This is a genomic window from Dickeya sp. MK7, from assembly GCF_000406305.1.
Taxonomy (GTDB): domain Bacteria; phylum Pseudomonadota; class Gammaproteobacteria; order Enterobacterales; family Enterobacteriaceae; genus Dickeya; species Dickeya fangzhongdai.
The window spans coordinates 2,999,312-3,025,058 of the sequence record NZ_CM001984.1; the positions used below are offsets into that span (position 1 = coordinate 2,999,312).

Genomic DNA, 25,747 nt, shown 5'->3' on the forward strand with positions numbered 1-25,747 from the left:
ATCAATAAAAACTTAGGGTTGCGGCGGCTGGCGCGCCCGCGGCATAACGCTGACGATTCGCCCTCCCGGTCAGGAATCACTGTGCAAACCGGCGGAAATCACGCATGATAAATTCTGGCTCAAATCCTTTGCATTATCAGCCATCAGGGACGACAGCCAGCCCCGTTTTCATCATTTTGCATTAGGCCTGTCGCCTGAATTAACGAGGTAACCTCTCTTGATGAAACAATCTCAGTCACAGCGATTCGACCTCGCGCGAATCCTGTTCAGCTTGTTGTTTATTGGTATTTTGATTATTGCCTGTTTCTGGGTGGTGCAACCGTTTATCCTCGGCTTTGCCTGGGCCAGTATGGTGGTCATCGCCACCTGGCCGCTGTTAATCCGTCTGCAACAAATACTTTGGGGATCCCGCTCGCTGGCGGTGCTGGTCATGACCGTGCTGCTGGTGCTGCTGTTCGTGTTCCCGACCTCGATTCTGGTCAGTAGCGTGATTGACAACGCGTCGAATCTGATTAGCTGGATCGGCGCGCAGGGGCGGATTACCCCGCCGGAGCTGGACTGGCTGCAGTCCATCCCGCTGGTGGGCGCCAAGCTGCACAGCAGTTGGTATTCACTGGCGCACAGCGGCGGCCCGGCGCTGATGGCCAAAATCCAGCCCTATATCGGCCAGACCGCTTCCTGGGTGGTATCACAGGCGGCGCATATCGGCCGTTTCCTGATGCACTGCGCCCTGATGGTGCTGTTCAGCGTACTGCTGTACAGCAAGGGGGACCAGGTCGCGCTGGGTGTACGTCGTTTCGCCATTCGCCTCGGGCGTCAGGGCGGCGACTCGGCGGTGATTCTGGCGGCGCAAGCCATCCGGGCGGTCGCCCTCGGGGTGGTGGTGACGGCGATTGTGCAGTCGGTGCTGGGCGGCATTGGTCTGGCGCTGGCCGGGATTCCCTACACCACGTTGCTGACGGTACTGATGTTTCTGTCCTGCGTGGCGCAAATCGGCCCGCTGACGGTGCTGATTCCCGCCATTATCTGGCTCTACTGGAGCGGCGATACCACCTGGGGCACCATCCTGCTGATCTGGAGCTGCGTGGTTGGCACGCTGGACAACATCATCCGCCCGTTGCTGATTCGTATGGGCGCTGATTTGCCGATGTTGCTGATCCTGTCCGGCGTGATCGGCGGCCTGCTGGCATTCGGTATGATCGGGTTGTTTATCGGTCCGGTCGTGCTGGCGGTATCTTATCGCCTGCTGTCGGCCTGGATGAAAGAGTCGCCGGAACCGCCGCCGATACGCGCAATTTCTCACCACCACAAGAAACCCTGATTTTCACATCCATTTCCCGGTGCATCACGCATCGGGATTACTCCTAATATGTAAGATAATTTTATATTTTTAGGAAACCTCTCAGCCGATTTTCATCATTTATGGCAGTTAATCTGCTATTAGATCAGTTTTTCTGACAAAAATTCTTGCATGACAAATCTATTATTCAAAAATAATTAACCATTAGGATGATTCCTAATGACTCCGATCGCCCCAAAACCTAGTATTCATACCCGGAGCTATTGTTAACGTAATGTTTGTCAGTGAGGTTTCTCCTCGTCAGAGCTAGTAACGAATTGCTGTGTGTAGTCTTTGCCCATCCCCTGAGGTGGGCTTTTTTTTATCTGTTGCTTTCCCTCTTTCTCGTCCTGTGGCACCAGCTCCGTTTTTGTCTCCCGTCTTCTTCACTCGCCTTATCTCACATCACCAAACGCGAGCATAAAAAAACCGCCCGGCGCAGTGCGGCGGGCGGTGGGTATGACTTCAATAACGTCGAATAGACGGATAACGGCTTAGCGTTTCTCTGCCAGACTCAGCCAGGTCTGCACCACGGTGTCCGGGTTCAGCGACAGGCTGTCGATGCCTTCATCCATCAGCCAGGCGGCAAAATCCTCATGGTCGGACGGCCCCTGACCACAGATCCCGACGTACTTGCCCTGTTTTTTCGCGGCGCGGATCGCCATCGCCAGCAGCGCTTTCACCGCGTCGTTGCGCTCGTCAAACAGTTCAGACACCACGCCGGAGTCGCGGTCCAGCCCCAACGCCAGTTGGGTCATGTCATTCGAACCGATGGAGAAACCGTCGAAATGCTGCAGGAATTCCTCCGCCAGCAGCGCGTTGGACGGAATTTCGCACATCATGATGATTTTCAGACCGTTCTCGCCACGTTTCAGCCCCTGACTGGCCAGCTCGGCCACCACGGCCTGCGCCTGCGCCACGGTGCGCACAAACGGGATCATCACTTCCACGTTGCTCAACCCCATGTCGTTGCGCACCCGTTTCACCGCCTCGCACTCCAGCGCAAAGCAGGCGCGGAAGTCCGGCGACACGTAACGACCGGCGCCGCGGAAGCCTAGCATCGGGTTTTCTTCTTCCGGCTCGTAGCGCGCGCCGCCCAGCAGGTTGGCGTACTCGTTGGACTTGAAGTCGGACAGACGCACGATCACCCGCTTCGGCCAGAATGCCGCCGCCAGCGTCGCGATGCCTTCCTTCAGCCGTTCGATGTAGAACTCGACCGGGTCATCGTATCCCTGCATCAGGATACGGATTTCGCGCTGCAATTCCGGCGTCTGCTGTTCAAACTCCAGCAAGGCGCGCGGATGCACCCCGATCATGCGGTTGATGATGAACTCCAGCCGCGCCAGCCCCACCCCTTCGTTGGGCAGGCAGGCGAAATCGAACGCCCGATCCGGGTTGCCGACGTTCATCATAATTTTCAGCGGCAACGACGGCATGGCATCCACCTGCGAGCTTTTTACGGTGAAATCCAGCAGGTCCTGATAAACATAGCCGGTGTCGCCCTCGGCGCAGGATACCGTCACTTTCTGGCCGCTTTGCAGCCGCTCGGTGGCGTCGCCGCAGCCCACCACCGCCGGAATACCCAGTTCACGAGCGATGATCGCCGCATGGCAGGTCCGCCCGCCGCGGTTGGTGACGATCGCCGCCGCTTTTTTCATGATCGGTTCCCAGTCCGGGTCGGTCATGTCGGTCACCAGCACGTCGCCGGCATTCACCCGATGCATTTCGCTAATGTCATGGACGATCTTCACTTCGCCCGCGCCGATGCGATGGCCGATGGCGCGCCCTTCCACCAGCACCTTGCCGCCGGCCGGCAAATGATAACGCTCCATCACCTGGCCATTGGAACGTACGGTCTCCGGACGCGCCTGCACGATATACAGTTTGCCGGTGTGGCCGTCTTTGGCCCATTCAATGTCCATCGGACGGCCGTAGTGTTTTTCAATCAGCAACGCCTGATGCGCCAGCGCCTGCACTTCATCATCGCTCAGACAGAAACGGGTGCGCTGCGCCTCTTCCACATCCTCCACCCGCACCTGCTTGCCGTGCTCCTGCGTGGCGGCGTACACCATGCGGATTTTTTTCGATCCCATATTGCGGCGCACAATCGACGGTTTGCCACTGAGCAACGTCGGTTTGTGCACATAAAACTCATCCGGGTTGACCGCGCCCTGCACCACCATCTCGCCCAGCCCCCAGGCGGCGGTAATAAACACCACCTGATCGAAGCCCGACTCGGTATCCAGCGTAAACATCACGCCGGAAGACGCCAGATCGGAGCGCACCATGCGCTGCACCCCGGCGGACAACGCCACGCCGCGGTGGTCATAGCCCTGATGCACGCGATAGGAAATAGCGCGATCGTTGAACAGCGAAGCAAACACATGCTTCACCGCCACCATCACGGCATCAATGCCCTGTACGTTAAGGAAGGTTTCCTGCTGGCCGGCGAAGGAGGCGTCCGGCATATCTTCCGCCGTGGCGGAAGAACGCACCGCGAACGACGCGTCCGGCTCGCCGTCCGCCAGTTGCCGGTACGCGTCGCGGATTGCCTGCTCCAGCTCCGGCTGGAACGGCGTGTCGATGACCCACTGGCGGATCTGCGCGCCGGCTTTGGCTAACTGGCTGACATCGTCGGCATCGGTACGGTCCAGCAGTTCATAGATCCGCTGGTTGATGCCGCTTTGGTTGAGAAAGTCATTAAACGCCTGGGCGGTTGTCGCAAAACCATTCGGAACCGACACCCCAAGTTCCGACAGATTGGTGATCATTTCCCCCAGAGAGGCATTTTTGCCTCCCACCCGCTCAACGTCGTGCATACCAAGCTGGTTATACCACAGGACATTACGCATATCAGGGCCGTTGTTAGACATCGAAAATAATCCTTTTTGCATACAGTTACGGTGTAAAGAATTAGGGTGTGAAATATTTCGCCATGAATGAGTTTCGGCTTTATGAGCGTAGCACAGGGTTTCAAAAATGACGGAAAGGTGAATCGATCAACCTGGTGAAAAAAAGAGGAATTCAGGGTTTTGGATTGCTAAAAGTCAGAAAAATCCCAATATTGTAGAATAATACCATCGTAATCATGAAGATAATGAAATGGCGTTTTAATAAAAAAGTCATGAAACACCTGATTTCCGGCACAAAAGTCTTATGATAGCCAGCGAAGGCATTGGAGGAGTCTGTATGGAAAGAAGCGTATTTTATGTGTCCGACGGCACCGCCATCACGGCGGAAGTGCTCGGTCACGCGGTGATGTCCCAGTTTCCGGTTAGCACCGTCAGTTATACCCTGCCGTTCGTCGATAACGAAGCCCGGGCGGCGGCCGTCCGCGAGCAGATTGACACCCTGTACCGTCAGCATGGCGTGCGCCCGCTGGTGTTCTATTCGATTGTCACGCCGGCTATCCGCGATATCATCGTCGGCAGCGAAGGATTCTGCCAGGACATCGTGCAGGCGCTGGTAGCGCCGTTGCAACAGGAACTGAACGTTTCGCCGATGCCGGTGGCCAACCGCACCCACGGGCTGACCGCCAACAACCTGATCAAATACGACGCGCGTATCGCCGCGATCGATTACACGCTGGCCCACGACGACGGCATCTCGTTGCGCAACCTCGATCAGGCGCAGGTGATCCTGCTGGGGGTTTCCCGCTGCGGCAAAACCCCGACCAGCCTTTATCTGGCGATGCAGTTCGGCATCCGGGCCGCCAACTATCCTTTCACCGCCGACGATATGGACAACCTGCTGCTGCCGGAAGCGCTCAAGCCTTATCAGCAAAAGCTGTTCGGCCTAACCATCGACGCCGAACGGCTGGCGGCCATTCGTGAAGAGCGGCGCGGCAACAGCCGGTATGCTTCGCTGCGGCAATGCCGTATGGAACTGAGCGAGGTGGAATCGCTGTTCCGCCGTCATCAAATCCGTTACATCAACACCACTAATTATTCGGTGGAAGAGATTTCCGCCCGCATTATCGACCTGATGGGCATAAATCGACGTATGTATTAGCTGTTTTTCACTCATCGGAGTAAGGGGTTGGCTGTGATAGACTATCGCCATCGCGGCCAGGCGGACCCGGAAAAATATCGGTGGCCCCACGGCCACCTCCCCGCGCTTTCTGCCAGACCTGATGGTTATTCATAAAAAGCCTATACCTAACGGGATAGGCGCCACGTACATTCAGAGACTACACATGCAACCAACTGATGAGCTGCGCAGTGAGCGACTTGCCAGTCTGATGACGCCCCATGAACTGTTGACCGCACTTCCTCTCACGCCGGATGTCGCCGACACCGTCATCGCCTCGCGCGCACGCATAGAACGCATTCTTTCCGGGCAAGACCGCCGTTTACTGGTGATCATTGGCCCGTGTTCCATTCACCATATTGATAGCGCCAGAGAATACGCCCAGCGGCTGGCGGCATTGCGCACCACCTACCAGCACCGGCTGGAAATCGTGATGCGAACCTACTTCGAAAAACCGCGCACCGTGGTGGGCTGGAAAGGGCTGATTGCCGACCCGCTGCTCAACGGCAGTTTCCTGATCAATGAGGGATTGACGCAGGCGCGCCAGCTGTTGCTGGATATCAACGCGCTCGGCCTGCCGACCGCCACCGAGTTTCTGGATATCGTCACCGGGCAATATATCGCCGACACCATTAGCTGGGGGGCGATCGGCGCACGAACCACCGAGAGTCAGATCCACCGGGAAATGGCCTCCGCCCTCTCCTGTCCGGTGGGATTCAAGAACGGTACCGACGGCAATGTGCGCATCGCGGTTGACGCCATCCGCGCCGCCCGGGCGCGCCACATGTTTCTGTCGCCGGATAAACACGGCCGCATGACGGTGTACCAGACCCACGGCAACCCGTTCGGCCATATCATTCTGCGCGGCGGCAAAACGCCCAACTACGAAGAGCAGCACATTGCCGAAGCCTGTGCCGCGCTGCGGGAATTTGCGCTGCCGGAACGGCTGGTGGTGGATTTCAGCCACGGCAACAGTCAGAAGCAATTTCAGCGCCAGTTGACCGTAGCGCAGGCGGTATGCGACCAGATTCGCAGCGGCGCCGGCGCTATCGCCGGCGTAATGGCGGAGAGTTTTCTGGTGGAAGGCACCCAACCGCTGCACCATCCGGATCAACTCACCTACGGTCAGTCGATTACCGACGCCTGCCTCGGCTGGCAGGACAGCGAACGTCTGCTGGCGATGCTGGCGGATGCGGTGGACAGTCGTTTTGCGGACTGACCAACAGCCATTCGGCGCATCATTCCGCTATGAAGCATCGTTGCGCTCTAAAAAAGAAAACCTCCGCCGCGGCGGAGGTTGTTCCCTTTTCGATTGACAAGGTGCGATCAGGCAATCGCCGCCCTGTCCTCCATGGCCTCTCGCCAACCTCCCAACCAGTTAGACCGGGCATCGATCGATTGATAAGGACAGAGCTCCTTGGACCGGCCAACGATACCAGCCTGGTAGCCCCGTGAATGCGCCCGTGCCAGACGATCTCTTTTCTGTCTCTTCATGCCTTGTTTCCCTCATTTCGACTCTGGTGGAAAGAAAACAGTGGTTACTTTTCGTGCAACCACACCCTATGAATAGCCATTCGGGAGGCGAAGATCAAGGCGCAAAATTCACGCCATTGTCATATTTGTGAACCAGAATAAAGAATTTTCTGTGAGACAAAGCCACATTTTGGCCTAACAGGCTGAGACAAAAACAAAACCCCTGGAACCCGATCGCGATCACAAAAACGGGATCCAGAGGTATTTGCTATAACTCAATTCATCTCGGTATATAAGGCAGCCCGGTATCCACGTCGGGTGGGTATCAGGCGCCAGCCTGCAGGCGCTGGCGCACCTGCTCCGCCACCTGCTGCCAGCCCTTGCCAAGCGCGCCGATCAGCGCGTCATAACCGTCTTCGGCCTGCGGCACTTCGATGTTGAACGGCTGGGTGACGACACGTTTACTCCCCTGCAGCACCCACTCGCCGCGAATCACCGCCTTGCCGTCAAACCGCCCCTGGAACGCCGTCACATTGACCTGCAAACTGGAGGCGCTATCGCTGGCGGCGCCGGTGGCGGCGACATGCCAGCCCGGCAGGCCGTTACGCAACGACGCCACCAGCGCCTGCTGCAACTGCTGGTCCAGCGGGCTGGCCCACAGATTATTGGTCGCGATGGTGTAACGCACCGCCGAAGTCTGGAACACGATGCCGTTCCCTGCCAGCGAATCCACCAGAGTGACCGGGGCCACCCACAGCTGGCGCGCTTCGGTCGACGCAACCGAGAGGCTGGTGCTCTGCGTGGCGGCAGGCAGTTGATAATAGACTTTCTGCGGGCTGCTACAGGCGCCCAGCAACAACACCAGCCACAACGGCCATCGTTTCATCATGGTTTCGCCTTCTTCGGTTGTGGATCACGGGCACCGGGTGCCTCGAAGATCAGAGCATTACTCTTGTCGTTCAGGGTACGCAGCAACGGCTGCAATTCACGCAGCGTCTGATCCAGCCGCTGCATATCGCCCACCATACGGTTATACGCCGGCGAACCGGGCTGTACGCCCTGCAGGCTACGGTTCAGTTCGCGCAGCGTACGCTGCAAGTCCTCCGGCAACTGCTGCATCGCCTCGCTGTTGGTAAGCTTGTTGAGCGACGCCAGCGTTTTCTGCAGTTCGCGCAGGGTGGATTGGCTTTCCGCCAGCGTCTTCGTCGCCTGCTCCACCATCGGGTTGAGCGGCAGGTTATTGATTTTATCCAGCACCGACATCAGCTTCTGCTGGATCTGCGTCAGGCCGCCGTTGACCGTCGGCAACACCGGATACCCCTCCATCGAGGCCAGCGACGTCACGCGGCCTTTCTGCTGCGGATAAAAATCCAGATCCACGTACAGCGCACCGGTCAGAAGATTGGCGGTTTTCATCGACGCCCGCAGACCAGATACGGCGCCCTTGCTCAGTTCCTGTTCCAGATTGATCTGGTCGCGCAGCCCTTGTTTCAGCCGGCCCGGCTCGATGCGCACCAGCACCGGGATGCGGTAGTCGCTGTCGAAACTTTGCGGCAGACTGCGCGGGAAGAACGGCACTTCGGCGACGGTTCCCAGCCGGATGCCGCGGAATTCGACCGGCGCGCCCGCTTGCAGACCGCGTACCGACTCATCGAAAAACAGCAGGTATTCTTTGTACTCGGTATACAGCGAGTCCTGAATGCTGTTCTGGTTGTCAAACAGCTGGAATTCGTCGCGCTCATGGGACTGATTGCCCTTCTCCCAACCAGTGGGCACATCAAAGCTGACGCCGCCGCTTAGCAAGGTGCTGAGCGACCCCATTTCCACCCGCATCCCCTGCGCGGATAAATTCAGCGCCACGCCGCTGTCTTTCCAGAAACGGACATTCGCCGTTACCAGTTGGTCATAGGGCGCGGCGACAAACAGCTGGTACTGCATCTTTCTGGCCGTAGGATCAAAATGGCTGGTTTCCACCGAGCCGACCCGGTAGCCGCGGAACAACACCGGATCGCCGGCGGTCAACTGCCCGGACTGATCGCTATTCAGGACGATGCGAATCCCTTTGGCGTCAGGCGACGCCAGCGGCGGCGAATCCAGCAGTTTGAAAGCACGGCTGTCCTCCTTGCTGGACCCCGGCTGAAGCTCGATGAAGGAACCGGACAACAGCGTCCCCAGCCCGGAAACGCCTTCGCGGCCTATCTGCGGTTTCACCACCCAGAACGCCGAATCCTTGCTCAGCAGTTTATCCATGCCGTCGTTAAGACGCGCCTTGATTTCCACCTGATGCAGGTCTTCGCTCAGCATCACGCTTTCTACCACTCCCACGTTCACGCTGCGGCTCTTGATCGCCGTTTTTCCCGCCTCGATCCCTTCGGCGTTACTGGTGGTCAGCGTGATTTCCGGCCCCTGATGACTCACGTGATAAAACAGAATCCAGGCGCCAATCAGCACGGTCACAATCGGTACAATCCATACCGGCGACCAGCGTTTGATGCTTTCGATCTGCGCCATGCCTTGATTAGTTTTCGTCAACGGAACGCTCCTCTCCTTGCACGTGATGCCGATCCCACAACAGGCGGGGGTCAAAGGTCATCGCAGCAATCATGGTCAGTATGACCACGGTGGCAAACAACACCGCGCCGATGGCCGGATAAATGCTCATCAGTCGGCCCATACGCACCATCGCCGACAACACGGCGATGACAAAGACATCGATCATGGACCAGCGGCCGACAAACTCCACGACCTCATACACCAGATGCAGCCGCTCAGTATCGTAACGGCGTGAGCCGTAGGCGCACCAGCACAGCCAGCCCATCGCCAGCATTTTCAGCGTCGGCACCATGATGCTGGCGATGAAAATCACCAGCGCCACCGGCCACGAACCGGAATCCCACAGTAGGATCACGCCGGACATGATCGTCGAGGTAATGCTATGACCCAGCGCTTCGGTAACCATAATCGGCATCACGTTGGCGGGTACGTACAGCAGCACCGACGTCAGCAGCAGCGCCAGCGTCCATTGCAGGCTGTGACGCCGCCGGGCATGGCCGTGCGTATGGCAGCGCGGACAGCGAACCTCATCGGCGGGCAGAATAGCGCTACAGCAGGTGCAGGCGCGCACGCCTTGATCCAGCCCGCTGCGGCCGGTTTCCAGTCCCGCCGGCATCGGCGGCGGCGGCGCGACGTCATCCCACAGCCAGCGGCGATCGAGGCTCTGGAACGCCAGCAACTGCAACAGACAAAAAACGATATAGGGAACGAAACTGGCGCCGATGCCGATATCGCCATACGACATCAGTTTTACAAAACTGACCAGCACGCCCGCCAGAAAGATCTCCGCCATGCCCCAGCTTTTCAGCTGGAACAGCGTCTTGGTGAACAGACGCCGCACCGTATCAGGCAACGGCACGCGCAGGCACAGCAGCAGAATAACCGCCATGGAACAGGCCGGCACTAGTTGAGCAAACAGCAGAAACAGCGTCGCCATGCTGGCATAGTTTTCCGCCACCATCACCCGCGGGATTTCCAGCAGGGTGATTTCGCTGCGAATACCGGCGACGCTCATCGAGACAAAGGGAAATAGCATGGACAGCAGCAGCATGATCAGCGCGCTAAACGCAAAGCTGGTCGGCCGCCACCGCGGCTCACGCTGACGGCTGGACAACGAGGTTTTACAACGTGGACACACCGCGCGCTGCCCATCATGCAACGTCGGCAGCTCTACCAGCAAGTCACAGTGCGGACACAGCATATGCCGGTCATAGTGATGGTGATGAACACACATTCGCCGCCTCCGGTGGCCTGGCTGATACGAAAAATCGCGATGTTGTCGATACTGGATTTATGGCGGCACAGGCACGATAACATGCGAGATAAGCCAGCTTGTTTCTTCACAACCACCGCTTCCTTGCAACCACTACGATCGCAGGCCAGGAAAAGGCGCAACCGCCGCCCCGCCCTGGCCTCGAAATCATGGTTAATGATGCCCGTTTGACGGTTCAACCGACACAGGCGCTCGCCTCAGCGTCGCGTTTAGGTCAGGGAATTCCCACTCCCCGTCAACGCCGGCGATATCTTAGCCATTCTTCTGGGCTTCGAGCGTTTCCCAACGCTCAAAGCAGGTTTCCAGTTGCTGCTCCGCTTCAGCCAGCGCCGTCAGCACCGGCTGGGTTTCATCGTGCGACCGGGAAAAGAACGCCGGATCGTTCATCTGCTGTTGCAGGTTTTCGATTTCCGCCTCAAGCACTTCAATACGTTGCGGCAACTGTTCCAGTTCACGCTGCTGGTTATAACTGAGCTTACCGCCGCCGCGTTTAGCTGGCTGTGCGGCCGGCGCGCTCTGCACGTTCTCACTGCTGCGGTTTTCTTTCTGAGGCGCGCTTTTTACCGATGCTGACGTTCGCAGCGGCGCGGCGGAGGCACGCTGTTGCTGGGCATCATAATAGCCGCCGACATAGCGGCCAATCAGACCATTCCCTTCAAAAATCCAGCACTCGGTCACCGAGTTGTCGACGAATTGACGGTCATGGCTCACCAGCAGCACCGTGCCCTGATAACTTTCCAGCAACTCTTCCAGCAGTTCCAGCGTTTCCACGTCCAGATCGTTAGTCGGTTCGTCGAGAATCAGCAGGTTGCTGGGTTTCAGGAACAACCGGGCCAGCAGCAGACGGTTGCGTTCCCCGCCGGACAGCGCTTTAACCGGCGTCATGGCGCGTTTCGGGTGAAACAGGAAGTCCTGCAGATAACCCAGCACATGGCGCGGACGGCCGTTGACCATCACCTCTTGCTTGCCTTCGGCGAGGTTGTCCATCACCGTTCTTTCCGGGTCCAACTCGGCGCGATGCTGATCGAAATACGCCACTTCCAGCTTGGTGCCGCAGTGAATGCGTCCCGACGTCGGCGCCTGTTGCCCCAGCATCAGTTTCAGCAGCGTGGTCTTGCCGCAGCCGTTCGGCCCGACCAGCGCGATTTTATCGCCGCGCTGCACCTGAGCGGAAAAACCGGACGCCAGCGTCTTACCGTCCACCTGATAATGAACATCTTCCAGTTCAAATACGATCTTGCCGGAGCGGGCCGCTTCTTCCACCTGCATTTTGGCGCTGCCCATCACTTCGCGGCGCTCGGCGCGTTCCTGACGCATCGCCTTGAGCGCCCGCACGCGGCCTTCATTACGGGTACGACGGGCCTTGATGCCCTGACGGATCCACACCTCTTCCTGCGCCAGCTTGCGGTCGAATTCGGCATTCTGCAGTTCTTCCACCCGCAGCGCCTCTTCTTTACCCAGCAGGTAATTGTCGTAATCGCCCGGCCAGGACACCATCTTGCCGCGATCCAGATCGACAATGCGGGTCGCCATATTGCGGATAAACGAACGGTCGTGGGAAATGAACACGATGCTGCCGGAAAACGTCTTGAGGAAGCCTTCCAGCCAGTCGATGGTATCGATATCCAGGTGGTTGGTGGGTTCATCCAGCAACAGCACCCGCGGCGCGCTGACCAGCGCACGCCCCAGCGCCGCTTTACGCAGCCAGCCGCCGGACAGCGCCGACAGCGGCGTGTCCGCCGATAGCCCCAGTTGCTCCAGCACCTCGTTGATGCGGTCTTCCAGCTTCCACAACCCCTGATGGTCCAGCACTTCCTGGATCTTCGCCAGTTGGTTCAGGTTTTTCTCGCTGGGGTCTTCCCCCACCAGCCGCAACGCGACATGGTAGGCTTTCAGATACTCGGCCTGCGCCGCCACGCCTTCGGCCACGAAATCGAACACCGTGCCGGCCACATCGCGCGGCGGGTCCTGCTGCAAACGCGCCACAATCAGATCCTGCTCGTACACCAGTCGGCCGTCATCCAGCGGTATTTCCTTCGCCAGAATTTTCAGCAACGTAGATTTGCCGGCGCCGTTGCGCCCAACCAGACACACTCGCTCGTTGTCTTCAATATGCAGTTCGGTGTTGTCCAACAGCGGCGCATCGCTGAACGACAGCCAGGCGCCGGATAAGTTGATCAATGACATAGTAGTTATTTTTCCTCGCCGGCGTGTTTCAGCAGCCAGCAGTTGTGAATCTGACGGTTACGGGCGAAATCCTGCGACAAGGTTTGTCCGGTAATTTCCTTCGCCTCCAGTCCCAGCGCGGCCAGTCCGGCCAGATCCATCTGGAATCCGCGTTTGTTGTTGGAAAATAGAATGGTGCCGCGGGGGCGCAGCATACGTTTGAGCTGAGTCATCAGCATCAGGTGGTCACGCTGCACATCGAACGACTCGTCCATCCGCTTGGAGTTGGAGAAGGTCGGCGGGTCGATAAAAATCAGGTCAAACTGTTCACGGGTCTCGCGCATCCACGCCAGACAATCAGCGTGGAGCAGCCGGTGCTGGCGACCGGTCAGGCCGTTGAGGCGCAGGTTTTTCTCCGCCCATTCCAGATAAGTGCGCGACATGTCCACCGTGGTAGTGGAACGCGCGCCGCCCAGCCCGGCGTGCACGCTGGCGCTGCCGGTGTAGGCGAACAGGTTGAGGAAATCCTTGCCGTTGCTCATCTCGCCCAGCATGCGGCGGGCGATGCGGTGATCGAGAAACAGCCCGGTGTCCAGATAGTCGGTCAGGTTGACCCACAGTTTGGCGTTGAATTCCGATACCTGCAGAAACTCGCCTTTCTCGGCCAGTTTTTCGTACTGGCTATTGCCTTTTTGACGTTCACGGGTTTTCAGCACCAGATGGCTGGCGGGCAACCCCAGCACGCTCAGGGTGGCGTTGATCACATCAAACAACCGCTGGCGGGCTTTCTGGGCATCGACGCTTTTCGGCGGCGCATACTCCTGAATCACCACCCGCTCGCCGTAACGGTCCACCGCCACGTTATATTCCGGCAGGTCGGCGTCATACAGGCGATAACATTCGATCCCCTGCTGCGCGGCCCATTTCTCCAGCTTGCGCAGATTTTTACGCAGACGATTGGCGAAATCCTCGGCGAACGTCGCCGTGTTCTCAGCGCCGTCTTCTTTTTCCGCCAGTTGATAATTTTTCTGTACGCACTCCAGCGGGCCGTTTTTGGCCTTGAACTGGCGATCGGCACGCAGTTGCAGGCAACTGAGCAGTTCCGGCGAGGCGCTAAACAGCGACAGTTTCCAGCCGCCGAATTCGCTTTTCATTTTGCGGCCGAGCAGGTTATGCAACGCAATCAGCGCCGGCTCGCTCTCCAGACGCTCGCCGTAAGGCGGGTTGCTGACCACCGTACCTGTCGGCCCCTGCGGCAGCGGATTTTTCAGTTGCGTGGCGTCGGCGGATTCAAACCGAATCAGGGAACTGACCCCGGCGCGGCGCGCGTTAGCGCTGGCAATGTCCACCATGCGGCGGTCAACATCGGAGCCAAAGAACCGGGAAGACGTGGCTTGCAGGCCGGCCCGGGCGCGCTCCTGCGCCTCGGTGGTGATGCTTTTCCACAGCGTCGGGTTATGTTGCTGCCAGGCCAGGAAACCCCAGTGCTGACGGTGCAAACCGGGCGCGCGATCCGCCGCCATCATTGCCGCCTCAATCAGCAGCGTGCCGGAGCCGCACATCGGATCCACCATCGGCGTGCCGGCTTCCCAGCCGGATCGCAACACGATCGCCGCCGCCAGATTCTCCTTCAGCGGCGCCTGCCCGGCCATTTCGCGATAACCGCGCAGATGCAGGCTCTCGCCGCTCAGGTCCAGCGCCACGCTGGCTTTCTCGCGTTGCAGAAACACATTAATACGGATATCGGGCTGCTGACGGGCGACGTCCGGGCGCTGGCCGGTTTTGCGGCTAAAGCTGTCCACAATCGCGTCCTTGACCTTGAGCGCGCCGTACTGGCTGTTGCGAATCTCGTCATTGGTGCCGGTGAAATGCACCGCAAAAGTGTGGTTGACGCTGAATACCGAGCTCCAGTCCACCGCCTGCACGCCCAGATACAGGTCCAGATCGCTGTAGACTTTAAACTCGTTGAGCGGCAGCAGGATGCGCGACGCCAGCCGGCTCCACATCAGGCTTTGGTACAGCAGCCGATCGTCTCCCTGAAAGTGCACCCCGCCCTGCACCACGGTGCAATGCTGCGCGCCCAGCGCTTCAAGTTCACTTTTTAACAATTCTTCCAGACCACGCGCCGTGCTGGCAAACAGAGAGTTCATATCGCGACTATTACCTTAATGAAGAACTAGCTTAATAAAGAACGCTCCCCAACCAGAAAGCGCCCTGGAAAAACGCGCCCTCAGGAAAACCGGGAGCCTTAAAGAAAATTGAGGCGCATTATAGCTAATCCCGGCGGCTTGTCATAAAGTTGCCGCTTTACGTCAGCAAGGAAATCCTCACCGTGATCGTGTTAAGTCGGCTTTTTGTTCACCCGGTCAAATCCATGCGCGGTATCCAGTTGTCGCAGGCGATGGCCAGCGCCAGCGGCCTGGCGTTTGACCGCATCTTCATGATCACCGAGCCCGATGGCACCTTCATTACCGCCCGCCAGTTTCCGCAACTGGTGCTGTTCACGCCGGCGCTGACCCACGATGGCGTTTTCCTGTCCGCGCCCGACGGCCGGACATGCCTGGTGCGCTTTGACGATTTCGCCCCCGCTACCGCACCGACCGAAGTCTGGGGCAACCATTTTCAGGCCCGCATCGCGCCGGAAGCGGTTAACCGCTGGCTGAGCGATTATCTGCAGCGTCCGGTGCAACTGCGCTGGCAAGGACCGGAACCGTCGCGCCGCGTCAAACGCCGCCCGGATATTCCGCTGGGGTTTGCCGACGGCTACCCTTTCCTGCTGATCAACGACGCCTCATTCGACGATCTGCGCCGCCGTTGCAGCGCAGGCATCCGCATCGAGCAGTTCCGCCCTAATCTGATCGTCAGCGGCGCCGAGGCTTACGCCGAAGACAGCTGGCAGACCGTACGGGTCGGCGAAGTAGTGTTCGATGTGACCAAACCCTGCAGCCGCTGCGTCCTGACCACGGTGAGCGTCGAACGCGGGCGCCGTCATCCGTCCGGCGAGCCGCTGACGACGCTGCAGCAATACCGTACGGCGGAAAACGGCGACGTAGATTTCGGCATGAATCTGATCGCCCGCAACAGCGGCGTCATTCGCGCCGGCGACAGCGTCGAGATCCTCGCCACCAAACCGCCGCGGCCTTATGGCGCGGGCGCCGCCACTGAAAGTTTGACGCCGCAGGCCAGCGCCGTCAAAGCGGTGCAGATCGCGTATCAGGGTCAGCGCTTTACCGGCAACAATCAGCAAATCCTGCTGGAACAGCTCGAACAACAGGGGATCCGCGTGCCCTATTCCTGCCGGGCCGGGTTGTGCGGTTGCTGCCGACTGACGTTGACCGATGGCGAAGTGTCGCCGCTGAAAGCCAGCGCGCTGGGCGAAGACGGGACGATTCTGGCGTGCAGTTGCATTCCGGCAGGAGATATCCAGTTAGCCTGACAGCCGCCAGTAATGTGATGAATGAGTGGCGGTAAAAAGCCCGATTGAGATAGGTTCTTAGCCGGCGAAAGCGTAATGCGGCGATGTTTCGTCGTTCTTATCCGCAACAGGGCGCAGACGGTCATGCATGATTTTGATGGCGTCGCCCAGTTGCATGGTCTTGCCGCTGATTGCCAACTGCTCCTGCGCCAGCACGCACAGGCTGGCTTTATCCCCAGCTTCCACTACCATGAAATTCGCCGCCTCCGGGCGTTCATTCAACTGCACGCTAACCTGATCGCCGGTTTGCGGTAATGATGCGGCCGCGCCCTGAGCCACAAAGTGCCAGCTTTTCGGCATCATCGGTTTCAGGAAACGGTTAGCCACCAGCGCATTCAGCACCAGCTCAGCCCGGGCTTCGGCGGACAACGCCAGCGCCTGGCATTTCTCCTGATAGGTGAAAAACAGCGCGGCATCCTCCACGCAGAACACGCTCGGCATAAAGGCATCCGGCGTCAGCATTGAGGAAGAAAAACGGGAACGGAATACCACGCCGTTAGCCAAGTCGAGCATCAGGCGCGCCTGTTCGGTATCGAAATACCAGCGCCAGCTATCGTCAGGGATTAATTTCATCGTATTACCTTCAGTTATGCCTTGCTGATGCCAAAGTACCGGAAAACAGGCCCGGATGAATAATCGGCCACCACATCAATAAGCAACCGGAATGAATTAGCGCAACCAACATACCTGCAACTCGAATTATTTAGGGTATTCCCGTCATACTTCAAGTTGCAGGTGTGTTGGCTGCGTTCGTTCACCCGAATCACTTACCTGAGTAAGCTCATCGGGATTCACTCACTTGCCGCCTTCCTGCAACTCGAATTATTTAGGGTATTACGCCATTCGTCGGGTGCGACCGCGTTAAAAATAACCCATCAGGTACGATGATGCTGTATTTTTGCACAAACGAAGAAAATATAGACCAGCGCGGAGGAGAAATAAACCCCCACGCCGTATAGCAGGAATGAAAAAATCAGATATGGGTAACAATATCTTTAATCAGGCGCGGTCCGCGATAAATAAATCCGCTATAAATCTGAACCAGCGTCGCCCCGGCGGCTAATTTTTCTCTGGCGGCGACCACCGAATCAATTCCGCCTACGCCAATAATCGGCAACCGCCCCTGCAATTCCTGCGACAGACGACGAATCACTTCGGTGCTGCGCGACTGCAACGGACGTCCGCTTAATCCACCGGTTTGCCCGCAATGATTCAGCCCCTGGATCAATTGACGATCCAACGTCGTATTGGTGGCGATCACGCCGTCAATATTATGGCGCACCAAACTGTCGGCAATTTGGATCAATTCTTCTTCAGAAAGATCCGGCGCAATTTTTACCGCGACCGGCACATATTTCTGATAATGGGCGTGCAGCTCAGCCTGTTTATTTTTTACAGCCTGTAACAAATCATCCAGCGCATCGCCATATTGCAGCGTGCGTAATCCCGGCGTATTGGGAGAGGAAATATTGATGGCAATATAACCGGCATGGGAATAGGCCTTATCCATACAAATCAGGTAATCGTCTTTTCCCTGTTCCACCGGCGTGTCTTTATTCTTGCCGATATTGATGCCAAGCACGCCGCCAAAACGCGACTGTTTGACATTCTCCACCAGATTATCCACCCCGCGATTGTTGAAGCCCATGCGGTTGATCAGCCCTTCGGCTTCCACCACCCGGAACAAACGCGGCTTGTCATTGCCCGGCTGCGGGCGCGGCGTAACGGTGCCTACTTCAATAAAGCCGAACCCCATGGCGCCGAGCGCATCGATGCACTCGCCGTCCTTATCCAGCCCGGCGGCCAGCCCCAGCGGATTGCGGAACGACAGCCCCATGCAGGTCACCGGCTTGGTGGGAACCGACTGGCGAACCAACCATTCAAACGGAGTGTGGGTAATGCGGCGCAGCTGATGCAGGGTAAACTCGTGCGCCTGTTCAGGGTCGAGCTGGAATAACGCTTTACGAATGAGGGGATACATGACTTCTCCTGGATTCCCGGTTACAAACCGGGGGCGTATTATCGTCCATCGTCAGGCGAAAGGGAATTGACCTGGGCCAAAAAACGCCGCGACGACGCAATCGTTTTCCTTTATACGCCGCGCATTGCGGATTTTTTATTCGTTTTTTCACTTTCCATTCCACAATAAATCATTTTTCGAACCTCCGCCGCGTCTGCCAGACTGACCAAACTGTTATTAAATCGTGATAATTGATAATTATTGGTTATACCCTAGATAGTTCGAGTTGCAGAAAGGCGGCGTTGAACGCAGCGTGCTGCGGCCCCGCAAGGGGCGAGTCCCAGGGATGGGCCGAGTAATAAAGCCAACGCATCGGCAACTTGAAGTATGACGGGTATATAAGGAGTCACCATGCGCGTTATAACACTGGCAGGTAGCCCGCGTTACCCTTCCCGTTCAACCGCTTTATTGCATCACGCCGGAAAATGGCTGGAAGCCAAAGGCGCCGAGGTGTTGCCGTGGCACCTGCACAACTTTCCGCCGGAAGACCTGCTCAATGCCCGTTTCGACAGCCCGGCGCTGCAAACCCTGAATGAACAACTCGCCAGCGCCGACGGCCTGCTGATCGCCACCCCGATTTACAAAGCGTCGTTTTCCGGCGGCCTGAAAGCGCTGCTGGACGTGTTGCCGGAGCGAGCGCTGGAACACAAAGTGGTGCTGCCGCTGTCCACCGCCGGCTCCGTCGCCCACATGCTGGCTGTGGATTACAGCCTTAAACCGGTGCTGAACGCGCTGAAAGCACAGGAAATTCTGCAGGGCGTGTTCGCAGATGACAGCCAGATCAGCCACTACGACCGTACCCCGATCTTCAGCGATGCGCTGGAAGCCCGTCTGCAAGACGCCCTGAATATCTTCTTTCAGGCATTGATTCGCCGTCAGCCCGAACCCTTGCGTCAGAGCGCCTGACCGGCTGCTTTATATAAGGAAAGAAATGCTATGTTGTCCCGGATTAAACAAGCCGCCCTGACACTGCTGTTCTCTGGCGCGCTCGGCGTGTCCGCTCTCGCCCACGCGGCCAGCGACCCTGAACAGTTGCGTATCGGTTTTCAGAAAGGTTCGGTCAGCCTGGTGCTGGCTAAGACCCATCAGTTGCTGGAAAAACAGTTCCCGCACACCAAAATCAGCTGGATTGAATTTCCAGCCGGGCCGCAAATGCTGGAAGCGCTGAACATCGGCAGCATCGATGTCGGCAGTACCGGCGATATCCCGCCGCTCTTCGCACAGGCCGCCGGCGCCGATCTGGTCTACATCGGTGTCGAACCGCCTAAACCTAAAGCCGAAGTGATTCTGGTCAAGAGCGACAGCCCGATCAAAACCGTCGCCGACCTGAAAGGCCGCAAGGTGGCGTTCCAGAAAGGATCCAGTTCCCACAACCTGCTGCTGCGCAATCTGCAGAAAGCAGGGCTGACATTCGCCGATATTCAGCCGACCTACCTGACGCCGGCCGACGCTCGCGCCGCATTCCAGCAGGGTAACGTCGATGCCTGGACCATCTGGGATCCCTACTATTCCGCCGCGCTGCTGCAAGGCGGCGTGCGGGTACTGGCCGACGGTACCGACCTGAATCTGACCGGTTCGTTTTACCTGGCGTCCCGCCGTTATGCCGAACAACACGGCGCGTTCCTGCAACAGTTACTCAATACGCTGACCCAGGCCGACGCCCTGACCATCAGCCAGCGTTCGCAAAGCGTTACGTTGCTGGCCAACGCCATGGGGTTGCCGGAAGCGGTTATCAGCACCTATTTCGATCATCGTCCGGTGACGGTGATCAAACCGGTGGATGAACGCACGCTGCAAGCGCAGCAGCACACCGCCGACCTGTTTTACGAAAACCGCCTGATTCCCACCAGGCTGGATGTCGCCAGCCGCATCTGGCGCGCCCCGGCAGCACACTAATCCTGCCTGATTTCATGGAGACGATGACAATGAGTCTGAATATTTTCTGGTTCCTGCCCACTCACGGCGATGGGCACTACTTTGGCAAAGGCGAAAACGCTCGCCCGGTTGATTACGGTTACCTGCAACAGATCGCGCAAGCGGCGGACCGACTGGGGTTCGGCGGCGTGCTGATCCCTACCGGCCGTTCCTGCGAAGACTCCTGGCTGGTGGCGTCATCGCTGATCCCGGTCACCCAGCGTCTGCGTTTTCTGGTGGCGCTGCGCCCGGGCATCATCTCGCCCACGCTGGCCGCCCGTCAGGCCGCCACGCTGGATCGGCTGTCCAACGGCCGGGCGCTGTTTAATCTGGTGACCGGCGGCGATCCGGACGAACTGGCCGCCGAAGGGCTGTTTCTCGATCATGAAGCACGCTATGAAGCGTCCGCCGAATTTACCCGTATCTGGCGGCGGGTGCTGGAGGGCGAAACCGTCGATTACGACGGCAAGCACATTCAGGTGAAAGGCGCCAAGCTGCACTACCCGCCGGTACAACAGCCGCGTCCGCCGCTCTACTTCGGCGGTTCATCCGACGCGGCGCTGGATCTGGCCGCCGAACAGGTAGAACTCTACCTCACCTGGGGCGAGCCGCCGGCGCAGGTAAAAGAAAAGCTGGATAGCGTACGGGCCAAAGCCGCCGCACAAGGACGCAGCGTACGTTTCGGCATCCGCCTGCACGTCATTGTGCGCGAAACCAATGAAGAGGCCTGGCAGGCCGCCAACCGCCTGATATCCCGGCTGGACGACGACACCATCGCTCAGGCGCAGGCATCGCTGAAGCGTTTTGACTCGGTGGGCCAGCAACGCATGGTGGCGCTGCACGGCGGTCGCCGCGACAAGCTGGAGATCAGCCCCAACCTGTGGGCCGGCATCGGTCTGGTGCGCGGCGGTGCCGGCACCGCACTGGTGGGCGACCCGCAAACCGTGGCGCAACGCATTCAGGAATACGCCGATCTGGGCATCGATACGTTTGTTCTGTCCGGCTATCCGCATCTGGAGGAAGCCTACAAAGTGGGCGAACTGCTGTTTCCACATCTGGATGTGGCGGTACCGGAAGTGCCGCAACCGCAGCCTCTGCGTTCGCAAGGCGAAATCGTCGGCAACGAGTTTGTCCCGCTGCTGAAAGCGGCGCAGAGCTGAGGGCGGCCGCATGCGCAAGACACTGACGCTTATTACCGAACGCCTGACGCCCTGGCTGCTGCCGCTGCTGCTGGTGGCGGTCTGGCAGCTCGCGTCCAGCGTCGGCTGGCTCTCCACCCGGATCCTGCCTTCACCGGAAGCGATTGCCGTGACCTTCTGGCGGCTGACCCGCAGCGGTGAACTGTGGCAGCACCTCAGTATCAGTACCTGGCGTGCGCTGACCGGGTTTGCCATCGGCGGTGCGCTGGGGCTGGCGCTTGGCTTTATTACCGGGCTGTCCCGCACCGGCGAGCGCCTGCTGGACACCTCGGTGCAGATGCTGCGCAACGTGCCGCATCTGGCATTGATCCCGCTGGTGATTCTGTGGTTCGGCATTGAAGAGAGCGCCAAGATCTTTCTGGTGGCGCTCGGCACCCTGTTCCCTGTCTACCTCAACACCTATCACGGCATCCGCAATATCGACAGCGGCCTGCTGGAAATGTCGCGCAGTTACGGCCTGTCCGGCTTCCGGCTGTTCCGCGAGGTGCTGCTGCCCGGCGCGCTGCCCTCGATCATGGTCGGCGTGCGTTTCTCGCTCGGCTTGATGTGGCTGACGCTGATCGTAGCGGAAACCATCTCCGCCAATTCCGGCATCGGCTATCTGGCGATGAACGCCCGCGAATTTCTGCAAACCGATGTGGTGGTGGTGGCGATCATTCTGTACGCCCTGCTGGGCAAGCTGGCTGACGTCATCGCCCTGACGCTGGAACGCATCTGGCTGCGTTGGCACCCCAGTTGGCAATTAACGGAGGAACACGCATGACTCTCGACACCACTTCGCTCAATACCGCTGCGCCGGCCCGCCTTAACGCCGGCACCCCGTTGCTGATCAACGGCGTCACCAAGCGCTATGGTCAGCGCACTATTCTGCATGACGTACACCTGCACATTCCGGCCGGTCAGTTCGTCGCCGTAGTCGGCCGCAGCGGCTGCGGTAAGAGCACCCTGCTGCGCCTGCTGGCTGGTCTGGAGCACGCCAGCGGCGGGGAATTGCTGGCCGGCCGCGCCCCGCTGCATCAGGCGCGCGACGATATCCGGCTGATGTTTCAGGAAGCACGGTTGTTGCCCTGGAAGCGGGTGCTCGACAACGTTGGGCTGGGATTGCGCGGCGAATGGCGCACGGCCGCGCATCAGGCGCTGGACGCGGTCGGGCTGTCATCACGGGCCGCCGACTGGCCGGCCGCGCTGTCCGGCGGGCAAAAACAACGGGTGGCGCTGGCGCGCGCGCTGATCCATCGTCCCGGTCTGTTATTGCTGGATGAACCGCTTGGCGCGCTGGACGCGCTGACGCGTATCGAAATGCAGGGGCTGATCGAATCCCTATGGCTGCAACAGGGATTTACCGTACTGCTGGTGACCCACGACGTCAGCGAAGCCGTCGCGCTGGCCGACCGGGTGATCCTGATCGAAGAAGGCCGGGTCGGGCTGGATGTGGCGATTGACCTGCCGCGACCGCGTCGCCGCGGCTCCGCCCGGCTGGCGGAACTGGAAGCGCAGGTGCTGGAGCGGATTTTGACGCCAACCGTGTCCCGCGATGCACCGCACCGATCGCAGGCGCATGCCTGATACATGTTCCCCATTCCTGGTATAAAAAAACCACCGACTGTCGACAGCGGTGGTTTTTTATTATGGCCATAATATCAATAAGACACTGATATTATTTTGGTTGCGCTTACGCCCCCAGCGCCTTGGTGATCTTCTCGAACAGATCGCCGGACAGGTTTTCCAGCCCTTTCAGCGTTTCCAGCGCCTGACGCATCAGCGCCTGACGGTTGCTGTCGTAACGCTTGAGGCGAATCAGCGGTTCAATCAGACGGGAAGCCACCTGCGGGTTGCGGGTGTTCAGATCGCTGAGCATCTCCGTCAGGAACTGATAGCCGCTGCCGTCTACCGCGTGGAACGCCGACGGGTTGCCCGCACAGAACGAGCCGACCAGCGAACGCAGGCGATTGGGGTTGTTCAGGCTGAAGGAACGGTGGTTGAGCAATTCACGCACCCGGTTCAACACGTCGCTGGCCGGGCTGCTGGCCTGCAGGACGAACCATTTGTCCATCACCAGACCATCCTGATGCCAGCGTTCGTCAAAGGCCGACAGCAGCGTATCCCGGCACGGCAGTTGCGCCGCAACAGCCGCCGCCATTGCCGCCAGCGAATCGGTCATGTTGTCGGCATCGGTAAACTGCGCCGCCGCCAGCGCGTCCGCCTGTGAGCGATCGGCAAACGCCAGATAGCTCAGGCACACATTGCGCAGCGCGCGTTTGCCCATGTCCTGCTGATCAACGCGGTAGGACGCCAGTTTGTTGGCACGATATACCGCCAGCAGTTCATCCGCCATTTCCTGCGCCAGCGTTTGCACCAGCGACTGACGCACCGCGGCAATAGCGTCCGGATCGATGACGTCAAACAGTTCGGCCATTTCGTTTTCGCTCGGCAGCGACAGGATCTGAGACGCCAGCATCGGATCCAGTTGGTCATCCAGCAGCACGCCGCGGAACGCATCCACCACGTGCATCGGCAGCGACAGCGGTTGTTTCTGCTGATAACGCGCCACATTCAGGCGAATGTAGTTGGCCAGCAGGCTCTGAGCCGCGTCCCAGCGGGAAAACGCATTGCTGGCGTGACGCATCAGGAACGTCAGTTGCTCATCGCTCCAGGGGTAGTTCAGTTTTACCGGCGCGGAGAATTCGCGCAGCAGCGACGGCACCGGCTGGCTGGGAACATCGTCAAACACGAACGTCTGTTCCGCTTCGGTCACGTTCAGCACCGAACCCAGCTTCTGCCCTTTCTGACGCAGCGGGATCACCTGCCCTTCGGTATCGTACAATTCCACATCCAGCGGGATATGCAGCGGCAGCTTGGGTTGCTTATCAGCACCGACCGGCGTCGTCTGGCTGACGTGCAGGCGGTACTGACGGGTGGCGGCGTCGTAATCGTCGCGTACCGTCACCACCGGCGTGCCGGACTGGCTGTACCAGCGGCGGAACTGGGACAGATCGACGCTGGACGCGTCCTCCATCGCCTGCACAAAGTCATCACAGGTGGCGGCGCTGCCGTCATGACGATCAAAATACAGTCGCATCCCCGCCTGGAATTTCTCTTCACCCAGCAGCGTGTGCATCATACGAATCACTTCCGACCCTTTTTCGTAAACCGTCAGGGTATAGAAGTTATTCATCTCGATAACCTGATCCGGACGAATCGGGTGGGACATCGGGCTGGCGTCTTCGGCGAACTGTGCGCCGCGCATGACGCGCACGTTGTCGATACGATTGGCCGGGCGGGAGCCGACGTCAGAGCTGAATTCCTGGTCGCGGAACACCGTCAGCCCTTCTTTCAGGCTCAGTTGGAACCAGTCGCGGCAGGTCACGCGGTTACCGGTCCAGTTGTGGAAATATTCGTGGGCGATCACCGCTTCGATACCGAGGTAATCCTTGTCGGTGGCGGTTTCAGCCTTTGCCAGCACAAACTTGGAGTTGAAAATGTTCAGCCCCTTGTTCTCCATCGCCCCCATGTTGAAGAAATCCACCGCCACGATCATATAAATGTCGAGGTCGTATTCCAGGCCAAAGCGGGTTTCATCCCACTTCATGGCGTTCTTCAGCGAGGTCATCGCCCAGTCGGCGCGGTCGAGATTGCCGCGATCCACGAACAGCTCCAGCGCCACTTCACGACCGGAACGAGTGATGAAACTGTCACGCAGCACATCAAAATCGCCGGCCACCAGTGCAAACAGGTAGCAGGGTTTCGGGAACGGATCTTGCCATTCCACCCAGTGGCGGCCTTCGCCCTGTTCACCCTGCGCCACACGGTTACCGTTGGAGAGCAGATACGGGTAGCGCGCCTTATCGGCGGTAATACGGGTGGTGAAACGCGCCAATACATCCGGGCGGTCCAGATAATAGGTGATGTGGCGGAATCCTTCCGCTTCGCATTGGGTGCACAGCGCTTCGCCTGACTGATACAACCCTTCCAGCGCGCTGTTGGTCGCCGGGCTGATTTCCGTTTCAATCCGCAGCGTGAATTTCTCCGGCAATCCGGTCAGTTCCAGGCCGCCTTCCAGCAAACGGTGCGCCTGCCAGTCCTGACCATCGACCTGCACGCTCAGTAATTTCAGTCCTTCACCATCCAGTTTCAGCGCTGCGCCCTGCTCTCCTTGCAGCACTACCTGACTGACGGCTACCACCCGGGTCTGTTCCGGGTGCAGGTCAAAATCCAGCGCGATGTCGGTAATGGTATAGTCCGGCGCGCGGTAATCGTGCCGGTATTTGACTTGTGGTTGTTGACTCATGACTGATTACCTTAATGA

Annotated in this window: 19 protein-coding genes and 1 other RNA gene; 10 read left to right on the plus strand and 10 right to left on the minus strand. The window is 58.8% G+C overall.

All coding sequences use genetic code 11. The features are described 5' to 3' along the window. Positions 1 to 217 precede the first annotated feature (217 nt). Together ydiK and rprA are read left to right on the plus strand one after the other, a co-directional pair. Positions 218 to 1,321, plus strand: coding sequence for an AI-2E family transporter YdiK (gene ydiK, locus DXXMK7_RS12910; protein WP_038668139.1), 1,104 nt, complete (start codon positions 218 to 220; stop codon positions 1,319 to 1,321). 233 nt (positions 1,322 to 1,554) lie between these two features. Continuing rightward, positions 1,555 to 1,665, plus strand: an RNA gene (rprA, locus tag DXXMK7_RS21945) — antisense sRNA RprA. Between the two features lie 168 nt (positions 1,666 to 1,833). Here rprA and ppsA read toward each other — a convergent pair. Beyond that, on the minus strand, positions 1,834 to 4,212 hold the full coding sequence (gene ppsA, locus DXXMK7_RS12915) for a phosphoenolpyruvate synthase (protein WP_038919459.1): 2,379 nt from the start codon (positions 4,210 to 4,212) through the stop codon (positions 1,834 to 1,836). A gap of 316 nt (positions 4,213 to 4,528) precedes the next feature. Between ppsA and DXXMK7_RS12920 the strand changes: the two genes are divergently transcribed. Both DXXMK7_RS12920 and DXXMK7_RS12925 read left to right on the plus strand, forming a co-directional pair. Further along, positions 4,529 to 5,350 (plus strand): pyruvate, water dikinase regulatory protein, encoded by an 822-nt coding sequence (locus DXXMK7_RS12920; RefSeq protein WP_038668134.1) that lies wholly within the window; start codon positions 4,529 to 4,531, stop codon positions 5,348 to 5,350. A gap of 184 nt (positions 5,351 to 5,534) precedes the next feature. Further along, positions 5,535 to 6,587, plus strand: coding sequence for a 3-deoxy-7-phosphoheptulonate synthase (locus DXXMK7_RS12925; RefSeq protein ID WP_038919460.1), 1,053 nt, complete (start codon positions 5,535 to 5,537; stop codon positions 6,585 to 6,587). 107 nt (positions 6,588 to 6,694) lie between these two features. Here DXXMK7_RS12925 and rmf read toward each other — a convergent pair whose 3' ends face one another. From rmf to rlmKL, 6 genes are all read right to left on the minus strand, one after another. After that, complete coding sequence (gene rmf / locus DXXMK7_RS21950) at positions 6,695 to 6,862, minus strand: ribosome modulation factor (RefSeq protein ID WP_012769408.1); 168 nt, start codon at positions 6,860 to 6,862, stop codon at positions 6,695 to 6,697. 304 nt (positions 6,863 to 7,166) lie between these two features. Further along, a complete protein-coding gene (gene pqiC / locus DXXMK7_RS12930) occupies positions 7,167 to 7,730 on the minus strand; it encodes a membrane integrity-associated transporter subunit PqiC (RefSeq protein WP_038919462.1) in 564 nt (187 codons plus the stop codon). After that, positions 7,727 to 9,373 carry an intermembrane transport protein PqiB gene (gene pqiB, locus DXXMK7_RS12935; RefSeq protein ID WP_038919463.1) on the minus strand — a complete coding sequence of 549 codons (1,647 nt, stop codon included), beginning with the start codon at positions 9,371 to 9,373 and terminating at the stop codon, positions 7,727 to 7,729. The genes pqiC and pqiB overlap by 4 nt, the downstream gene beginning before the upstream one ends. Continuing rightward, positions 9,360 to 10,628 (minus strand): membrane integrity-associated transporter subunit PqiA, encoded by a 1,269-nt coding sequence (pqiA, locus tag DXXMK7_RS12940; RefSeq protein ID WP_071605212.1) that lies wholly within the window; start codon positions 10,626 to 10,628, stop codon positions 9,360 to 9,362. Before pqiA ends, pqiB begins: the two co-directional genes overlap by 14 nt. A gap of 291 nt (positions 10,629 to 10,919) precedes the next feature. Then, the gene (locus DXXMK7_RS12945) at positions 10,920 to 12,854 is read right to left on the minus strand and encodes an ABC transporter ATP-binding protein (protein WP_038919464.1); all 1,935 of its coding nucleotides are present in this window, start codon (positions 12,852 to 12,854) and stop codon (positions 10,920 to 10,922) included. 5 nt (positions 12,855 to 12,859) lie between these two features. After that, positions 12,860 to 14,983, minus strand: coding sequence for a bifunctional 23S rRNA (guanine(2069)-N(7))-methyltransferase RlmK/23S rRNA (guanine(2445)-N(2))-methyltransferase RlmL (gene rlmKL, locus DXXMK7_RS12950; RefSeq protein WP_038919466.1), 2,124 nt, complete (start codon positions 14,981 to 14,983; stop codon positions 12,860 to 12,862). Between the two features lie 182 nt (positions 14,984 to 15,165). On the opposite strand from rlmKL, the gene DXXMK7_RS12955 reads away from it, so the two are divergent. After that, positions 15,166 to 16,269, plus strand: a complete 1,104-nt coding sequence (locus DXXMK7_RS12955; protein ID WP_038919467.1) for a YcbX family protein — start codon at positions 15,166 to 15,168, stop codon at positions 16,267 to 16,269. 57 nt (positions 16,270 to 16,326) lie between these two features. On the opposite strand, the gene DXXMK7_RS12960 is transcribed toward DXXMK7_RS12955, so the two are convergent. Further along, a complete protein-coding gene (locus DXXMK7_RS12960; RefSeq protein WP_038919468.1) occupies positions 16,327 to 16,881 on the minus strand; it encodes a cell division protein ZapC in 555 nt (184 codons plus the stop codon). Between the two features lie 400 nt (positions 16,882 to 17,281). Continuing rightward, the gene (gene pyrD, locus DXXMK7_RS12965) at positions 17,282 to 18,289 is read right to left on the minus strand and encodes a quinone-dependent dihydroorotate dehydrogenase (protein ID WP_038919469.1); all 1,008 of its coding nucleotides are present in this window, start codon (positions 18,287 to 18,289) and stop codon (positions 17,282 to 17,284) included. 390 nt (positions 18,290 to 18,679) lie between these two features. On the opposite strand from pyrD, the gene ssuE reads away from it, so the two are divergent. The 5 genes from ssuE to ssuB are packed head-to-tail and all read left to right on the plus strand — an operon-like array spanning position 18,680 to position 23,007. Beyond that, positions 18,680 to 19,234 carry an NADPH-dependent FMN reductase gene (ssuE, locus tag DXXMK7_RS12970; RefSeq protein WP_038919471.1) on the plus strand — a complete coding sequence of 185 codons (555 nt, stop codon included), beginning with the start codon at positions 18,680 to 18,682 and terminating at the stop codon, positions 19,232 to 19,234. Positions 19,235 to 19,264: 30 nt separating this feature from the next. Then, the gene (locus DXXMK7_RS12975; protein WP_038919472.1) at positions 19,265 to 20,224 is read left to right on the plus strand and encodes a sulfonate ABC transporter substrate-binding protein; all 960 of its coding nucleotides are present in this window, start codon (positions 19,265 to 19,267) and stop codon (positions 20,222 to 20,224) included. Between the two features lie 29 nt (positions 20,225 to 20,253). Beyond that, a complete protein-coding gene (ssuD, locus tag DXXMK7_RS12980; protein WP_038668112.1) occupies positions 20,254 to 21,402 on the plus strand; it encodes an FMNH2-dependent alkanesulfonate monooxygenase in 1,149 nt (382 codons plus the stop codon). Between the two features lie 10 nt (positions 21,403 to 21,412). Further along, positions 21,413 to 22,204 carry an aliphatic sulfonate ABC transporter permease SsuC gene (gene ssuC / locus DXXMK7_RS12985; RefSeq protein ID WP_038919474.1) on the plus strand — a complete coding sequence of 264 codons (792 nt, stop codon included), beginning with the start codon at positions 21,413 to 21,415 and terminating at the stop codon, positions 22,202 to 22,204. Further along, positions 22,201 to 23,007: an aliphatic sulfonates ABC transporter ATP-binding protein gene (ssuB, locus tag DXXMK7_RS12990; RefSeq protein WP_038919476.1), complete on the plus strand. Its 807-nt coding sequence runs from the start codon at positions 22,201 to 22,203 to the stop codon at positions 23,005 to 23,007. Before ssuC ends, ssuB begins: the two co-directional genes overlap by 4 nt. 106 nt (positions 23,008 to 23,113) lie before the next feature. Here ssuB and pepN read toward each other — a convergent pair whose 3' ends face one another. After that, a complete protein-coding gene (pepN, locus tag DXXMK7_RS12995) occupies positions 23,114 to 25,729 on the minus strand; it encodes an aminopeptidase N (protein ID WP_038919477.1) in 2,616 nt (871 codons plus the stop codon). Positions 25,730 to 25,747: the final 18 nt, after the last annotated feature.

What these genes read in the sequence shown, in the direction of transcription:
- ppsA (WP_038919459.1), bottom strand. Translation starts at nt 4,212, where the DNA reads ATGTCTAACAACGGCCCTGATATGCGTAATGTCCTGTGGTATAACCAG.
- DXXMK7_RS12920 (WP_038668134.1), top strand. Translation starts at nt 4,529, where the DNA reads ATGGAAAGAAGCGTATTTTATGTGTCCGACGGCACCGCCATCACGGCG.
- DXXMK7_RS12925 (WP_038919460.1), top strand. Translation starts at nt 5,535, where the DNA reads ATGCAACCAACTGATGAGCTGCGCAGTGAGCGACTTGCCAGTCTGATG.
- rmf (WP_012769408.1), bottom strand. Translation starts at nt 6,862, where the DNA reads ATGAAGAGACAGAAAAGAGATCGTCTGGCACGGGCGCATTCACGGGGC.
- pqiC (WP_038919462.1), bottom strand. Translation starts at nt 7,730, where the DNA reads ATGATGAAACGATGGCCGTTGTGGCTGGTGTTGTTGCTGGGCGCCTGT.
- pqiA (WP_071605212.1), bottom strand. Translation starts at nt 10,628, where the DNA reads ATGTGTGTTCATCACCATCACTATGACCGGCATATGCTGTGTCCGCAC.
- DXXMK7_RS12945 (WP_038919464.1), bottom strand. Translation starts at nt 12,854, where the DNA reads ATGTCATTGATCAACTTATCCGGCGCCTGGCTGTCGTTCAGCGATGCG.
- rlmKL (WP_038919466.1), bottom strand. Translation starts at nt 14,983, where the DNA reads ATGAACTCTCTGTTTGCCAGCACGGCGCGTGGTCTGGAAGAATTGTTA.
- DXXMK7_RS12960 (WP_038919468.1), bottom strand. Translation starts at nt 16,881, where the DNA reads ATGAAATTAATCCCTGACGATAGCTGGCGCTGGTATTTCGATACCGAA.
- pyrD (WP_038919469.1), bottom strand. Translation starts at nt 18,289, where the DNA reads ATGTATCCCCTCATTCGTAAAGCGTTATTCCAGCTCGACCCTGAACAG.
- ssuE (WP_038919471.1), top strand. Translation starts at nt 18,680, where the DNA reads ATGCGCGTTATAACACTGGCAGGTAGCCCGCGTTACCCTTCCCGTTCA.
- DXXMK7_RS12975 (WP_038919472.1), top strand. Translation starts at nt 19,265, where the DNA reads ATGTTGTCCCGGATTAAACAAGCCGCCCTGACACTGCTGTTCTCTGGC.
- ssuD (WP_038668112.1), top strand. Translation starts at nt 20,254, where the DNA reads ATGAGTCTGAATATTTTCTGGTTCCTGCCCACTCACGGCGATGGGCAC.
- ssuC (WP_038919474.1), top strand. Translation starts at nt 21,413, where the DNA reads ATGCGCAAGACACTGACGCTTATTACCGAACGCCTGACGCCCTGGCTG.
- ssuB (WP_038919476.1), top strand. Translation starts at nt 22,201, where the DNA reads ATGACTCTCGACACCACTTCGCTCAATACCGCTGCGCCGGCCCGCCTT.
- pepN (WP_038919477.1), bottom strand. Translation starts at nt 25,729, where the DNA reads ATGAGTCAACAACCACAAGTCAAATACCGGCACGATTACCGCGCGCCG.